This window comes from Sphingomonas sp. IC081, from assembly GCF_006874585.1.
Taxonomy (GTDB): Bacteria; Pseudomonadota; Alphaproteobacteria; order Sphingomonadales; family Sphingomonadaceae; genus Novosphingobium.
This window is the reverse complement of record NZ_CP029761.1, coordinates 3,052,519-3,067,134: the sequence shown is the minus strand read 5'-3', so window position 1 is coordinate 3,067,134 and position 14,616 is coordinate 3,052,519. Positions and strand designations below refer to the sequence as shown.

Annotated in this window: 9 protein-coding genes; 4 read left to right on the top strand and 5 right to left on the bottom strand. The window is 65.5% G+C overall.

The genetic code is table 11. The features are described 5' to 3' along the window. Positions 1–17: 17 nt before the first annotated feature. Together DM450_RS14470 and DM450_RS14465 are read right to left on the bottom strand one after the other, a co-directional pair. Positions 18–926: an ROK family protein gene (locus DM450_RS14470; RefSeq protein WP_142635928.1), complete on the bottom strand. Its 909-nt coding sequence runs from the start codon at positions 924–926 to the stop codon at positions 18–20. Between the two features lie 162 nt (positions 927–1,088). Beyond that, a complete protein-coding gene (locus DM450_RS14465; protein ID WP_312846145.1) occupies positions 1,089–2,429 on the bottom strand; it encodes an ROK family transcriptional regulator in 1,341 nt (446 codons plus the stop codon). Positions 2,430–2,662: 233 nt separating this feature from the next. Between DM450_RS14465 and DM450_RS14460 the strand changes: the two genes are divergently transcribed. The 4 genes from DM450_RS14460 to DM450_RS14445 all read left to right on the top strand — a co-directional run bounded on the left by DM450_RS14460 (position 2,663) and on the right by DM450_RS14445 (position 11,037). Continuing rightward, on the top strand, positions 2,663–5,695 hold the full coding sequence (locus DM450_RS14460; protein WP_260609885.1) for a TonB-dependent receptor: 3,033 nt from the start codon (positions 2,663–2,665) through the stop codon (positions 5,693–5,695). Positions 5,696–5,792: 97 nt separating this feature from the next. After that, positions 5,793–7,340, top strand: coding sequence for a tryptophan halogenase family protein (locus DM450_RS14455; RefSeq protein WP_142635924.1), 1,548 nt, complete (start codon positions 5,793–5,795; stop codon positions 7,338–7,340). An 8-nt stretch (positions 7,341–7,348) separates the two neighbouring features. Further along, positions 7,349–9,787: a glycoside hydrolase family 3 protein gene (locus DM450_RS14450; RefSeq protein ID WP_142635922.1), complete on the top strand. Its 2,439-nt coding sequence runs from the start codon at positions 7,349–7,351 to the stop codon at positions 9,785–9,787. 23 nt (positions 9,788–9,810) lie between these two features. Further along, a complete protein-coding gene (locus tag DM450_RS14445) occupies positions 9,811–11,037 on the top strand; it encodes a glycoside hydrolase family 27 protein (protein WP_142635920.1) in 1,227 nt (408 codons plus the stop codon). A gap of 1,161 nt (positions 11,038–12,198) precedes the next feature. Here the strand turns inward: DM450_RS14445 and DM450_RS14440 are convergent. The 3 genes from DM450_RS14440 to DM450_RS14430 are packed head-to-tail and all read right to left on the bottom strand — an operon-like array spanning position 12,199 to position 14,578. Beyond that, positions 12,199–13,089: an SDR family oxidoreductase gene (locus tag DM450_RS14440; RefSeq protein WP_260609884.1), complete on the bottom strand. Its 891-nt coding sequence runs from the start codon at positions 13,087–13,089 to the stop codon at positions 12,199–12,201. After that, positions 13,023–13,388, bottom strand: a complete 366-nt coding sequence (locus DM450_RS14435) for a hypothetical protein (RefSeq protein ID WP_142635918.1) — start codon at positions 13,386–13,388, stop codon at positions 13,023–13,025. Before DM450_RS14435 ends, DM450_RS14440 begins: the two co-directional genes overlap by 67 nt. Beyond that, entirely contained in the window at positions 13,385–14,578 is a 1,194-nt protein-coding gene (locus DM450_RS14430) for an aromatic ring-hydroxylating dioxygenase subunit alpha (protein WP_260609882.1), read from the bottom strand. Before DM450_RS14430 ends, DM450_RS14435 begins: the two co-directional genes overlap by 4 nt. Between the last annotated feature and the right edge of the window lie 38 nt (positions 14,579–14,616).

Here is a 14,616-nt window from a genome sequence, read left to right as displayed (position 1 = left end):
GGTGGCCCGGACATCGATCAGGCCTCGCCGACATCCCAGAGCAGCGCGGCGCCGCGCACGCCCGAGCTGTCGCCCCAGCGTGCCTGCACCACGCTGCCGGTCCAGGCGCCCGAGAACGTGCGCTGGCGGATCGCTTCGGCAAGTCCCTCGTAGATCGGCGCGACGTTCGACATGCCGCCGCCCAGCACGATGGCATCGGGATCGAGCAGGTTGGCGACCACCGAGAGCCCGCGCGCCAGCCGGTCGCGGTAGCGCTCCAGCGCCATCATCGCCTCGGGATCGCCGTTGACGGCGGCCTCGACGATGGCGGGGGGATCAAGCTCGCGCCCGGTCGCGGCGGCAAAGGCGCGGCGGAAGCCGGTGCCCGAGACCCACGATTCGAAACAGCCGCTGAGCCCGCACCAGCACTTCGGCGCGGGCAGTTCGTCGGCGCCGGGATCGGGTAGCGGCATGTGGCCGAGTTCGCCGCCGAGGCCGTGGGCGCCGTCCACCAGCGTACGGCCGATCACCACGCCGCCGCCGCATCCGGTGCCGACGATCAGGCCAAACACCGAATGGTGTCCCGCCGCCGCCCCGTCGATCGCTTCGGAAAGCGCAAAGCAGTTGGCATCGTTGGCAAGCCGCACTTCGCGTGCCAGCGCCGTCTCGAGATCGCGCAGGAACGGGCGGCCATTGAGATAGACCGAGTTGGCGTTGCGCATCAGTCCGGTGGCCCGCACCAGCGAGCCGGGGGTGCCGATGCCGATCCGGGCGCTGCGGCCCAGCCGGGTTTCGACCGCACCGACGAGTTCGCGCAAGGTCGCGAGCGCGGTATCGTAGTCGCGCGGGGTGTCGGTGCGCTGGCGGTGCAGCACATCGCCCCCTTCGTCGAGCACGGCCGCCTCGATCTTGGTGCCGCCGAAATCGATGCCGATGCGCAGCGTCACAGTGCCGCCCAGCGGTTCAGCGCAGAGCGCTTCAGAGGTTGCGCCAAGCGCTTCATAGGTCTCTCCCGTCGCGGTCGCGCGGCCTTGTGCCCGGCGCGTTCCGCCCGAATTTCACGATCGACCTATCATGGCAGCAAGATTGATTAAGACAAATTCTTTTTTTTAGACAGCGGGAGCGCGGCCCGCCTGCATCAGGATCGCGTCCGAAGGTAGCAGTTGATCGAGGAAGGGCAGGATCGCGGCGCCGATCGCGGGGGCATCGCTGGCCATTTGCGCGGGCTGGACGGGAACCCGCACCGGCATCGGCACTTGCGCCAGCGCGGCCTCGATCCGGGCGGAAAGCCGCTCGATCAGCGGCACCGGCAGGCGCCCGCCGATGAGGATGGCATCGGGATCGAGCAGGCAGGTGACCGCCACCAGCGGGGCGGTCAGGGCGCGGGTGGCATCGGCGATCCACTGGTCGACAGTGGTCGCCATGACCGGGTCGAGCGCCAGCAGGTCGTCGAGCCTTTCCAGGCTGCGTCCGGCCTGCTCCAGCCGCTCCTCGATGGCGGACAGCGATACCGTGTCCTGTACCAGGGCCCCCGGGAAGGGGCCTGCCGGGTCGGGCAAGAGGCCGATTTCGCCGCTGCGCAGCCTTGCGCCGCGGTAGTAGCTGCCGTCGATCACCGGGCCGCCGCCAAGCCCGGCGGTGATCAGTACGTAGAAGAAGCTGGCGCGGTCCTGCCCGCCAACGCCTTGCGCCTCGCCGAGCGCGGCCGCTGCCGCGTCGTTGTCGACATGGACCGGCCAGGGCAGCACGTCCTTGAGCAGCTGCGCGAAATCGACCGCGCTCCAGCGCTCGTAACCGGCGGGCTTGTGCGGCAGGGCGATGCCGCCGAGATCGTCGGGCCGGGCAACGCCGACGCCGAGCACGCGGCCGGGGTCGACCCCGCCGGCGGCCAGCAATCCGCCGAGTTCCTCGGCAATGATGGAGACCACGTCCTCGGGCAGCGCAAAGCGCACCTCACGGGTGACGCGGCTGCGCACGTCACCGGCCAGATCGAGGGTGACGAGGGTGATGTGGTCGCGGTCGACATTGAGGCCGATCGCGAAGGCGCCTTCGGGATGGATCGCCAGCCGCAGCGCGGGCTGGCCGCGGCCGCCGTGCTTGCGGCCCAATTGCGCGACGAGGCCCATGTCCTCGAGCCGGGTGGTGATGTTGGCGATGGTCGGCGGGGTCAGCCCGGTCTGCTGGGCCAGCGCGATGCGGGTGGTCTCGCCGGAGAGGCGGATCGCCTGAAGCACGATCCGCTGGTTGTAATCGCTCGCCCGCGCCAGATTCGTTCCCGACAGCGAGACCGCCAGCCGCATGCCGGCCGGCTGTTTGCCTGCGGCGGGATTTCCGTTTTGTGGCAACGATGTCACGGTCGCGGCGTCGGCCATCTCATCCGGGAGGGAGCCCTCGCCGCGCGGTTTTCCGCCGGGCTCGGGCATCTTGCGGGTGCGATCCTCTCTTTTCATGGCTCCTGACTACATCCACTCCGCTGCGCAAACTAACAAAAAAGAAAAAATTTAAGTTGACGGACATGGGGCTTTGGGCGGATGTCTAGGGCAACACGAGGCAGCAGAACCCTCGTGGCGGGAGAGAGCAGTCGCACGGCAAGAAGCCGGTACCCCTCTCCGCATGAACAAATGAGGCGCCACGCGACACGCGGGCGAGGAGAGGAGTTGAGGGAATGAAGCAGAAGAGCTTGATGAATCGTGCCGTCCTGCTGGCGGCGACGTCGCTCGCCACGTTCGGCATGGCCAGCGGCGCATCGGCGCAGGACGCTACGGCAACCCCTGCCGATAGCGCTGCCCCCGCCGGCGGCGACGAGATCGTCATCACCGGTATCCGCGGTTCGCAGGAACGCGCCGTCGCGATCAAGCGCGAGGCGACCTCGGTGGTCGATTCGATCTCGGCCGAAGACATCGGCAAGCTGCCCGACGTCACCATTTCCGACTCGCTCCAGCGCATCCCGGGCGTGCAGATCCTGCGCAGCGCGGGCGAAGGTTCGACCATCAACATCCGCGGCCTGCCGCAGGTGGTCACGCTGATGAACGGCGAAACCTACCTCGGCGCCCAGTCGATCACGTCGGTCCAGCCCAATTTCAACGACATTCCCTCGCAGCTCTTCGCCGGCGCGGACGTCATCAAGTCGACCACCGGCAGCCTGCTCAATTCGGGCATCACCGGCACCGTCAATCTGCGCACCCGCCGCCCGTTCGACCTCAAGGAAGGCCTGACCCTCGCGGCGGCCGCCGAAGGCGCCTATGGCGACAAGACCAAGCACAAGTTCGACCCGAACTTCAACGGCTTGATCTCGTGGCATAACGACCGGTTCGGCTTCATGGTCTCGGCCGCCTATTCGGACGTGCGCCTGTCGAACTCGCACAACGGCATCCAGGAAGGCTACGGCGCCGCGCTGCATAACGAAGGCACCGCCGACGCCACTTCGAACGGCGGCTTCTCGCCCTCGTTCCGTCCGCGCGGCACCGCCGTTGCCGGCGGCGTCGACGTCAACGGTGACGGCGATTCGAACGATGCCTTCATCGTGCCCCAGGGCTTCACCGGCTGGAACAAGATCAACCAGCGCCAGCGTCTGGGCATCAACGGCTCGGCGCAGTGGATGATCAACGACGCGCTGACCCTGACCGGCGACGCCTTCTTCACCAAGCAGACCGAGCATGACCGCACCGCCGGTTTCCAGATGCAGGACGTCAACTGGCAGGCGGCGGAATTCGTGCCCGGCGCCTCGCGCGATACCGGCGCGACCTATGTCGGCGGCGATGGACGCACCTACAACATCAACACCACGCAGGTGTACAACTACGATCTGGGCAACTTCGATTCCTACGCCCAGACCGACCGCTATCGCTCGCAGTCGCAGAACTACAACCTTGAGCTGAAGTTCGACAACGGCGGCCCGTTCAAGGCGACCTTGCGCGGCGTCTACGGCAAGGCCCACCAGTACTACGACCAGAGCTACCTGCAGTTCAGCCTCTCGGACGGCCAGCAGTGGCAGCCCGGCGGCGTCGGCCACTACCCGACCGGCGACCGCGTGTTCAACGCGAACGGCTACACGGTCAACACGATCGCGGGCCTGAACTCGCTGCCCGCCGTGGTGGACTTCACCGGCAACAAGCCGGTCTTCACGCTGCCCTCGCAGTTGCTGGACAGCCTGGGCGACATGAGCAACTATGCGCTCAAGACGATGTCGTCGGAAGGCAACTACCGCAAGAACGGGGACATGAAGGTCCTGCGCGCGGATGGCTCCTATGAAGCCAGCCCCGACCTCACGATCAGCTTCGGCGGCCGCTATTCGGAACGCTCGGTCAGCGATTACGAGTTCGACCGCGCGGCTCCGCTCTATGCCGGGCAGGCCAGCGACCCGAACGGCTGCCTCGTGAAGTGGAAGGCCTTCGACGTGCCGATGAGCAACAGCTCGTGCAGCGCGGGCGATGCCTCTGGCTACTACACGGCAGGGCTCACCCGCCTTGCCACCGATCCGACGCTGGCCAGCATGGTCAAGCTGTTCAACCCCGGCGTTGCCGGTGTGCCGAACATGTACGTGCTCGACCCCAAGGCGATGGACAACGCGCTGGCATTCCAGAACAGCTTCTACCCGGGCAACGTCGAGGTCATGAACCCCGGCTCGTCCTACAAGGTGGGCGTCAAGCAGATCTCGGGCTATGTCCAGACCGACTTCCACGGCGACCTCTTCGGCCTGCCGTTCTCGGGTAATGCGGGCGTCAAGGTGATCAACACCAAGCTCGACATCACCCAGTACGTGACCGGCGATCCGCAGCCTTACGGCATGGCCAACACGCTGGCCGGATCGGTCAATACCAAGCGCAGCTTCACCGACATCCTGCCTGCCTTCAACGTCGCCTTCGACCTTGCGCAGAACCTCAAGCTGCGCGTGGCGATGTCGCGCACGATGACGCTGCTCGATCTCAACCAGTGGGGCGGCGGCCTGACCCCGAACTATGCGATCGACACCAGCATTCCGGGCACCCCGGTGTTCCGCGTGACCGGCGGCAGCCAGAGCGGCAACCCGCAGCTCGATCCCTGGCGCGCCACCAATGTCGAGGGTTCGCTGGAATACTACCTCGGCCGCGGCAGCCTGCTGAGCGTCGGCGCCTTCCACATCAGCGTCGACAGCTTCATCCAGAGCGGCAACGTCATCCGCACCGACCTGCCGGACAACGACGGTGTCGTGCGCGGCCGCACGGTGTCGATCAGCACGCCGGTTCAGGGTACGGGCGGCACGCTGCAGGGCGTGGAAGCGGGGGCCAAGCTCTCGTTCCTCGATCTCAGCTTCATGCCGGACTTCCTGCGCAACTTCGGTATCGACAGCAACTTCACCTACTCGCCGTCCGATACCGGCAAGAAGGACCTGTCGGGCAGCACGATTCCGTTCCAGGACAACTCGAAGATCCAGACCAACCTGGCGCTGTTCTACCAGGACTCGCACTTCCAGGCCCGCGTCGCGTGGAACTACCGTTCGGAGCGTGCCGTGCAGTCCGACTTCGGCGGCATTTCCGGCCTCGAACTCTACCAGGCGCCGACCAACTACATCGACGCTTCGGTCAGCTACGACATCACGCCGAACGTGACGATCTACGGCCAGGGTTCGAACCTTACCGGCGAGTACGAGAAGTACTACCTCACCTGGAAGGACCAGAAGGCCTACAACAACGTGTTCGAACGCCGCTTCACCGTGGGTGCGCGCGTCAAGTTCTAACCGGACCCTCCCCCTTTCCCCCCGCCCACTCCTCCTCCGGGCGGGGGGATCCCTTTTTTCGAAGGTTTGCGCTAACAGGTCTTCGGGGAGAGCAAGAATGGCGCCAGATACAGTCAGTCAGCCGATCCGTTCCATCCTGATCGTCGGCGGCGGCACGGCGGGCTGGATGGCGGCCAACCTCCTGGCCACGCGCCTGCGCCGCCTTCCAATCGAAATCACCCTGGTCGAAAGCCCCGACATCGGCACCGTTGGCGTGGGCGAGGCGACCGTTCCCGCGATCCGTGACTACTTCAAGGCCATCGGCGTGACCGAGGCCGAAGTCATGCAGGCCACGCAGGGCACCGTGAAGCTGGGCATCGAATTCCGCGACTGGCGGGCGCCGGGCACCAGCTTTTTCCATCCCTTCGGCCGCTACGGTGTCGACGCCTTCTCGGTGCCGTTCCACCAGTACTGGCTGAAACGCCGCATGGCGGGCGACGAGACGCCGCTGGCCGAATATTGCCTGCCGACGCAGGTGGCGATGCGTAATCTCATGCTGCTGCCGCCCGAGCAGCCGGTCAACGACCTTGGCGTGTTCGACTGGGCGATCCATTTCGACGCGGGCCTGTTTGCCCGTTTCCTCGCCGAGCGCGCGCGTGACACGCTGGGCGTGCGCCACGTGCAGGGCACGATCTCTGCCGCCAGCCGCGACGGCGAGAGCGGGCGCATCGCCTCGGTTGTGCTGAGTGACGGGCGCAGCCTCGAGGCCGACCTGTTTGTCGATTGTTCGGGCTTCCGCAGTCTCTTGCTGGGCCAGACGCTGGAGGTCCCTTACGAGGACTGGACACACCTCCTGCCGTGCGACCGGGCGGTGGCGATGCCCTGCGCGCACGGCGGCGAGCTCACCCCCTATACCCGCAGCACCGCGCGTGAGGCGGGTTGGCAGTGGCGCATTCCGCTGCAGCACCGGGTCGGCAACGGCTACGTCTATTCGAGCCGCCACATCTCCGACGACGAGGCGACCGCGACGCTGATCGCCAGCCTTGAGGGCGAGGCGCTGGCCGAGCCCAATATGCTGCGTTTCCGCACCGGCCACCGGACGAAAGTGTGGGAGAAGAACTGCGTCGCCCTCGGGCTGGCGGCGGGCTTCCTCGAACCGCTGGAATCGACCTCGATCGTGCTCATCCAGAGCGGCATCGAGCGCCTGCTCGCGCATTTCCCGGACCGCGATTTCGATCCTTCGCTGGCGGACGAATTCAACCGCATCACCGCGCTCGAATATGCGCGCATCCGCGACTTTCTTTTGCTGCACTACTGGGGCGGACAGCGCGGGGAGGCGCTGTGGCAGGAGTGCCGCGCGCTCGACCTGCCCGAGACTCTGGCCCAGCGCATCCGCGCCTACAAGGGGGCGGGCAAGCTGCCGCGCTTCGAGTGGGATTCGTTCCAGCCGCCGAGCTGGCTGTCGATGTTTGCCGGGTTCGAAATCTGGCCCGCGCGCTACGACCCGCTGGCAGACCAGTTCACGGCCGAGGAACTGGGCGGCACATTTGCGCAGATGCGCGCCGCCATTGCCCGCGCGGTCTCGCTTGCGGGCAGCCACGAACAATTCATTGCCGAGACCTGTGCAGCGCCTGCTGCGCAGCAGTCGGCGCACCAGCCCGCCTAGGAACACCGATGCGACGGACGCTTTCCCTTCTCGCCCTTTCTTGCGCCGCCGTGCCGCTGGCCTCGGCTCTGGCCGATGCCCCACTGCCGGAAGCCGCCACCGCGCACCCCGACCTCTGGCCCAAGGCGCATAGCGTCGGCCTCGTTGATCCCGAGACCGAGGCGAAGATCACGAAGCTGATGGCGCAGATGTCGGTGCGCGAGAAAGTCGGGCAGATGATCCAGCCTTCGATCGCCGCGATGAAGCCTGAGGAACTGCGCGAATATCCGGTCGGCTCGATTCTTGGCGGCGGCAACGATCCGCCGCTTTCGGGCAACGACCGGGGGCCGGCCAGCGACTGGATCGCTACTGCCGAAGCCTTCCGTCAGGTCTCGATCGAGAAGCGTCCCGGCCATGTGCCGATCCCGGTGATCTTCGGCATGGACTCCGTTCACGGCAACTCGAACGTCTTCGGCGCCACGATCTTCCCGCACAACATCGGTCTTGGCGCGATGCGCGATCCGGCGCTGATGGAGAAGATCGGTGAGGTGACCGCTGCCGAAAGCGCCGCCTCCGGCTTCGACTGGGCCTTCGGTCCCACCGTCACCGTGCCGCAGGATGACCGCTGGGGCCGCGCCTATGAAGGCTATTCGGAACGCCCCGAGATCACCCGTGAATATTCCGCCGCGATGGTGCGCGGGCTTCAGGGTGCGCCCGGCAAGAGCCGCATCCAGAACGGCAATGTCGCCGCCTCGATCAAGCATTTCCTGGCGGACGGCGGCACCCATGGCGGTATCGACCAGGGCGACGCGCAAGTGCCCGAAAAGGACCTGATCGAACTGCACGTGCCCGGTTACGTCAGCGGTATCGATGCCGGGGCGATGACGGTCATGGCCAGCTTCTCCTCGTGGAACGGGGTCAAGAACCACGGCAACAAGACGTTGCTCACCGATGTGCTCAAGGGCCGTCTCGGCTTCGAGGGCTTCACCGTGGGCGACTGGAACGCGCATGGCCAGATCCCCGGCTGCACCAACGGCAACTGCCCGCAGACCTTCAATGCCGGGCTCGACATGGCGATGGTGCCGAACGACTGGAAGGACCTGTTCAACAACACGCTGAAGCAGGTGCAGGACGGCACCATCCCGATGGCGCGGGTGGACGATGCGGTGCGCCGCATCCTGCGCGTGAAGTTCAAGCTGGGCCTGTTCGATCCGGCCCGTCCCTATGAGCACCGCAGCGAACTCGGCAAGCCGGAACACCGCGCGGTGGCGCGTCAGGCGGCAGCGGAATCGCTGGTGCTGCTCAAGAACAACGGCGGGCTGCTGCCGATCAGGCCGGGCCAGAAGGTGCTCGTCACCGGCACCCATGCCGACGATATCGGCATGCAGACCGGCGGCTGGACGATGTCGTGGCAGGGCACCGGCAACACCAATGCCGATTTCCCCGGCGCCACCTCGATCTGGGGCGGCCTCAAGACCGCGATCGAGGCGGCGGGCGGTACCGCCACGCTGAGTGCCGACGGCAAGGTGGCGGGGCCGAAGCCCGACGTTGCCGTCGTCGTCTTCGGCGAGACGCCTTATGCCGAAATGGTCGGCGACATTTCCACGCTGGAATTCCAGCCGGGCGACAAGCAGGCGCTGGCACAGTTGAAGGCGCTGAAGGCGCAGGGCATCCCGGTCGTCTCGGTGTTCATTTCGGGCCGTGCGCTCTGGGTGAACCCGGAGATCAACCAGTCCGACGCCTTCGTCGCCGCCTTCCTGCCGGGCTCCGAGGGCGAGGGCCTTGCCGACGTGCTGGTCGCCAGGAAGGACGGCACGCCGAACCAGGACTTCCGCGGCAAGCTCAGCTATTCCTGGCCGAAGAACGCGGGCCAGTTCCTCAACAACGTCGGCCAGCCGGGCTACGATCCGCAGTTCGCCTATGGCTATGGCCTGAGCTACAAGGACAGGACCGCGGTTCCGCCGCTGAGCGAAGTGGCCGGGCTCGATGCCTCGCTTTCCAACGTCTCGGTCTACTACCTGCCGGGCAAGGTACTGGTGCCGTGGAAGCTTGCGATCGGCGGCGCGGTTACGGTCAGGAACGTCGATGGTGGCGGCACACAGGAAGGCGCACGCCAGCTCACCTTCACCGGCCCTGGCGAAGTGCGGATCGAAGGGCCGACGGTCGATCTCAGCCGCCAGAGCAATGCGATGCTGTCCTTGCGCATCGACTACCGTATTGATTCCAAGGGGGCGACGGCGCCCAAGCTGGGCATGGGCGAAACGGTCCTCGACGGCGCACAGGTCTTCACCGCCGCGCCGGGCCAGTGGGCCAGCGTCAAGGTCTCGCTCTCCTGCTTCGCCAAGCATGGTGCGGACATGACGAAGATTTCGCGTCCGTTCGTGCTTCAAGGTGATGCAGGCCAGACGATCGCCATCTCCACTGTCAAGCTCGACGCCGACCCCACCGGCGCGATCTGTCCTGACTAAGTTCTGAAGAGAGAATGCCCACCATGTCGCGACTTGCGAAATTCGCCGCGCTCGCCCTGAGCCTTGCCCCTCTGGCCCTCACCAATCCGGCGCTCGCCGAGGAAGTGGACCAGAACCGCCTGCCGCCCTCGCAGGACCCGGCCCGCGTGGCAAACGGTCTTGCCCAGACGCCGCCGATGGGCTGGAACAGCTGGAACAAGTTCGCCTGCAACATCTCGGAAAAGACCATCCGGGACACCGCCGACGCACTGGTCGCCACCGGCATGAAGGATGCGGGCTACACCTACCTCGTGATCGACGACTGCTGGCACGGCGAGCGTGATGCCAAGGGCTTCATCACCGCCAATGCCAAGGCTTTCCCTTCGGGCATCAAGGCACTGGCGGATTACGTCCACTCGAAGGGCCTCAAGTTCGGCATCTATTCGGACGCCGGCGCCAAGACGTGCGGCGGCCGTCCCGGTAGCCAGGGGCACGAGTATCAGGATGCGATCACGTATGCCTCGTGGGGCGTTGATTACCTCAAGTACGACTGGTGCAGCACCGGCAGCCGTAATGCGGAAGAAGCCTATGCGCTGATGTCCGACGCGCTGCGCTCCACGGGGCGCGACGTGCTGCTCTCGCTTTGTGAATGGGGCACCAACAAGCCCTGGCTCTGGGCCTCGAAGATCGGCAACATCTGGCGCACCACCGCGGACATCACCGACAAGTGGTCGGGCAAGCACGGTTATGCGCTGGGCATGCTCGATATCGTCGATCTCAACGAGCCGCTCTGGCCTTATGCCGCGCCGGGGCACTGGAACGACCCGGACATGCTGGAAGTCGGCAACGGCGGCATGACCACCACCGAATACCGCAGCCACTTCTCGCTCTGGGCGATGATGGCCTCGCCGCTGATCGCCGGTAACGACGTGGCGAACATGAGCGCCGATACCAGGGCGATCCTGCTCAACAAGGACGTGATCGCGGTAGACCAGGACAAGCTGGGCCGTCAGGGGCGCCGCATTTCGAAGGACGGGAACGGTGAAGTCTGGGTCCGCACCCTGGCGGACGGCAAGCGTGCCGCTCTGTTGTTCAACCGGGGCGAGACGCCGGTGAGGCTGACGGTGAACTGGGCGCAGTTGGACTATCCGGCGAGCCAGTCGCTCAAGCTGCGCGACCTGTGGGCGCACCGCGATCTCGGCGCGATGAAAGGCAGCTACGCGGCGACGGTTGAGCCGCACGGCGTTGTCATGGTGACGCTGACGCCTTGATCCGGGCCTTCATTTGCGCCCCGATGCGGCGCGAGGGGGCAGGAAGAGGGAACCTCTTTCAAGCCTCTCGCGCGTGCAGCCGGGGTGCGAATGAGGGCTACGCCGAAGGGGGCGGAGGTAAAAGCGGTCCCTTCGGCGTCGGCTCGGCTGGAAGTCTCGACATACTCCTGTGCCTCGCCTCCTTGAATTGACGGGTTTTATCTACTGTCGTGGCAATGTGGAATGTGTCCACGCCGCCTAGCGTGCGCGCTGGGCCAGCGCTGCGTCCAGGCTGGCGATCTGGTTTCGGGCGGCGGCAATAGCGGTGCTGTTGTCGAGCAGGGCGGTCCTGAGGCAGCGGACGCTCATTTCCCCGCTTTCCAGCAAATGAAGGCGGTGCATGGCCCTTTGCCGGCTTTCCGTAAGATCCTGAATGGTTTGCGGCATATCCAATCTCCATGATTCGGAACGATAGGCCGGCGCATTTGCGTTAGGGGGGCTCATCCGCCGGCCTATCGAAACGGCGAATGCTTGCGCGCTCGTCGTTATTTCGAGATGGCAGGTTCACTTGTTAGTTAACCTGCTTTTGCGCGACCGCGAGTAATCGATTGACTGTTATTCTTAATTTAATTTGAAAATAACTCTCGCATTCGTCTTTGTCCAGAATTTTTGCATTGCGGCGAATCGATTTCGCCTGCTATTCCTGGATTAGACGGGATTTTATAAGCGTTTAGGGTGCGATGCAGCAATAAGCGGCCGGAACAGGTAACCACCTGATAGGTGAATACTATGGACCTTTTACCTCAAACACTTAGGTGCAAATTCAATCGTCATGTGCCCGATCGTCGCAAGGCGGTCTGGGATGGTTCGCATTTCCAGGGGACATGCGAATGCTGTGGCCTGCGTATCCGCAGGGAAGGTCCCGCCAAATGGCGGCGGGATTGGATTGGGTAAATACTTTCGACATTACTTTCCGCTTATCGCGAAATATCGCAAAATATGACGCTATTATGATCTTTGGATGGGGTTTCGAAATAATCGCCGGTCTATCCGATCGCACATGTTTCCGTGCGTGATCCCTGTCACGCATGGCCGGGCCGCCGCCGATGGACGGCCGGATGGATGAGTGGCTGGCGGCGCGAAATTCGCTTTTCGCGAATTTCCAAACGGTCGTTTACCGGATCATCTGGAACCGGTCCCGGTGGCCGAAGCTCCGGTGCGATATCCGGGCTGCGCCGACTCGCCAAACGCGGCGAGGATCCGCGCATGGCGGCTGGCCAGGCTGTCGCGGTATTCCGGGTGGGTGACGATGTAGGCGCTATTGTCCTCCACCGCTCGCACGACAGCGCGGCCAAGCCAGAGCGGATCCATCATGTTGGCCTGGATCGCGGCATATCGCTCCGGGTCCTGCAGGGCGGCATCGCCTTGCGACATGCGGCTGCGGGTAAGGCCGGGGAACAGCGTGGAGACACCCACGCCCGCCGGGGCGAGTTCCTCGCGCAGGGCGTCGGACAGGCCAAGAACCGCGAACTTGCTGGCCGAATAGGCGGCAAAGCTGGCGAACGGGCTCAGTCCGTTCATCGATGAGGTGTTGACGATGTGGCCCGATTGCCGTGCGATCATTTGCGGTGCGAAGGTGCGGATGCCGTTGTAGACGCCGGTGACGTTGATCGCCATGACGCGCTCGAAGGCATCGGGGGTGATCTCCAGCAGGGGCTTGAAGCCGGTGGAGATGCCGGCGTTGTTGCACAGCACGTCGATGGCGCCGAAGCGCGTCTCGGCGGCGCGGCGCGCATTCTCCCAGCTTTCCGGCGAGCGCACGTCGAGTTCGAGCAGCAGCGTTTCGGTCTCGTCCGGCAGCCTGGCGGCTTCCTCCTGCGCGAAGGCGAGGTTGATGTCGGCCAGCACGATGCGGGCGCCGCGCTCGGCAAAGGCCGATGCCATGCCGCCGCCGATGCCGCCGCCGATGCCGCCGCCGCCACCGGTGATGAGGACGGTCTTTCCGTTCAGTTCGAATATTGCGGTGCTTCCTGGTCGGCGGCCGAGCGGTCGATCCGCATGCGCTCGCGCCAAGGGGCACTGGCGGCTTCGTCCGGCCCCTGGATCTCGACGGCAAGCGCAACGTGGGCGAGCATGAGCATGAGGTCCATCAACCGTTGCTCGGCCGGAGTGAAGGTGCCCAGCGAACGCATGTCGAGGTAATCCAGCGCGGCGTCCAGCAGGGGCGCGGCCGCCGCGAAGAAGGCCTCGCGCTCCTCGGCCCTCGAGGCGCTGCGCCGGGCGGCGCGGGCGGCGGTTCCGGCAATGGCCCAGTGGTCCGCGAAAGGTTCGAGCGACGCGAAGCCTGCGGGGAGCGATCTCGCGGCGGTCACAGGACGGCACCTGTTTGCTGCGCATGGGCCTGCACCCGCGCGTCGACTTCGTTGAACAGGTGGCGGCACAGCGCTTCCATGCCCTGGAAGTGGATGTGGCGGATGGCGCCGCTGGAAAGGCCGCTCTGGCCGCGCTCGATCATGGCGATGTCCTCGCAGTGGATGTCGCGGATCTGGGCGAGCGAATACTCGCGCGCGAACCGGTGGCTGGCGTTGCGGTCCTCGCCCACCCAGTAGACCCGTACTACCCCGCGCGACCGGTCTGCCGAGATCGGGTAGACGGTATGCGAGAAGGGCTGGGTGGGGGTGCCGATCAGGAAGAGGTTGGGGAAGAAGGCCAGATAGTCGCGGTCATGGGGCCGGCCCAGCAGGCCCTGCTCGGCGAGTGCGGGAATGCCGCGCAGGGCGGCGGCGCGCTGGAAGGGCAGCAAGGCAGGCTCGGGGTTCGACCAGATGCGCTGGGTGCGGTGCGGCCCCTCGAAGTCCATCTGCGCGGGGTAGCCGAACGGATTGTCGCCGCCGATCCCCGCTCCTCCCGAACGCGGGTGGATGAAGCGCAAGTGGTAGTTTTCCTGGAAGTTGTCGTACGTCAGCTTCCAGTTGGCGGCGATCTCGTAGGAGTACTGGCTGAAGCTCGTTGCCCGCGCGACCGGCATTTGTTCAAGCCGCTCGGCATAGCTGCCCAGCCATTCGCGCAAGGGCGCCGCATCGGAATCGAAGTTGACAAACAGCAGCCCGCCGCATTCCTGCAAGCGCACTTGCGGCAGCGCGCAGTCCTGCTTGTCGAGATGGAATGCCTCGAAATCGGGCGCGGAGATCAGCGCGCCGTCGGTGCCGAACGTCCACAGGTGATAGGGGCAACTGAACCGGCTGCGGCATCCCGAAGCCTCTTCGACCAGCCGTGTCCCCCGGTGGGTGCAGACATTGTGGAAGGCCCGGATCCTGCCGTCACGGCCCCGCACGATCAGCAGGGAGGCGCGGGCGAATTCGAGATCGCAGCGCAGGAAGCTGCCGGGTTCGGGCAGTTCGCAGACGTGGCCGACGTGGATCCAACTGCGCAGGAACACGGCCTCGCGTTCACATTCGAAATAGGCGGGATCGTAGTAGGCCCTGGCCGGCACGGGGGCGCTGCCCAGCCAGGCGAGATCCGCGTCGGCAATGCGCTGGAAGCGGGAGGCAGTTTCGGTCACGGCGCGAATCCTCTCTCGGTGTTCGCCCGGGTCTATGC

Coding starts and splice junctions, on each gene's coding strand:
- DM450_RS14465 (WP_312846145.1), bottom strand. CDS start 2,429: ATGAAAAGAGAGGATCGCACCCGCAAGATGCCCGAGCCCGGCGGAAAA.
- DM450_RS14460 (WP_260609885.1), top strand. CDS start 2,663: ATGAATCGTGCCGTCCTGCTGGCGGCGACGTCGCTCGCCACGTTCGGC.
- DM450_RS14455 (WP_142635924.1), top strand. CDS start 5,793: ATGGCGCCAGATACAGTCAGTCAGCCGATCCGTTCCATCCTGATCGTC.
- DM450_RS14450 (WP_142635922.1), top strand. CDS start 7,349: ATGCGACGGACGCTTTCCCTTCTCGCCCTTTCTTGCGCCGCCGTGCCG.
- DM450_RS14445 (WP_142635920.1), top strand. CDS start 9,811: ATGTCGCGACTTGCGAAATTCGCCGCGCTCGCCCTGAGCCTTGCCCCT.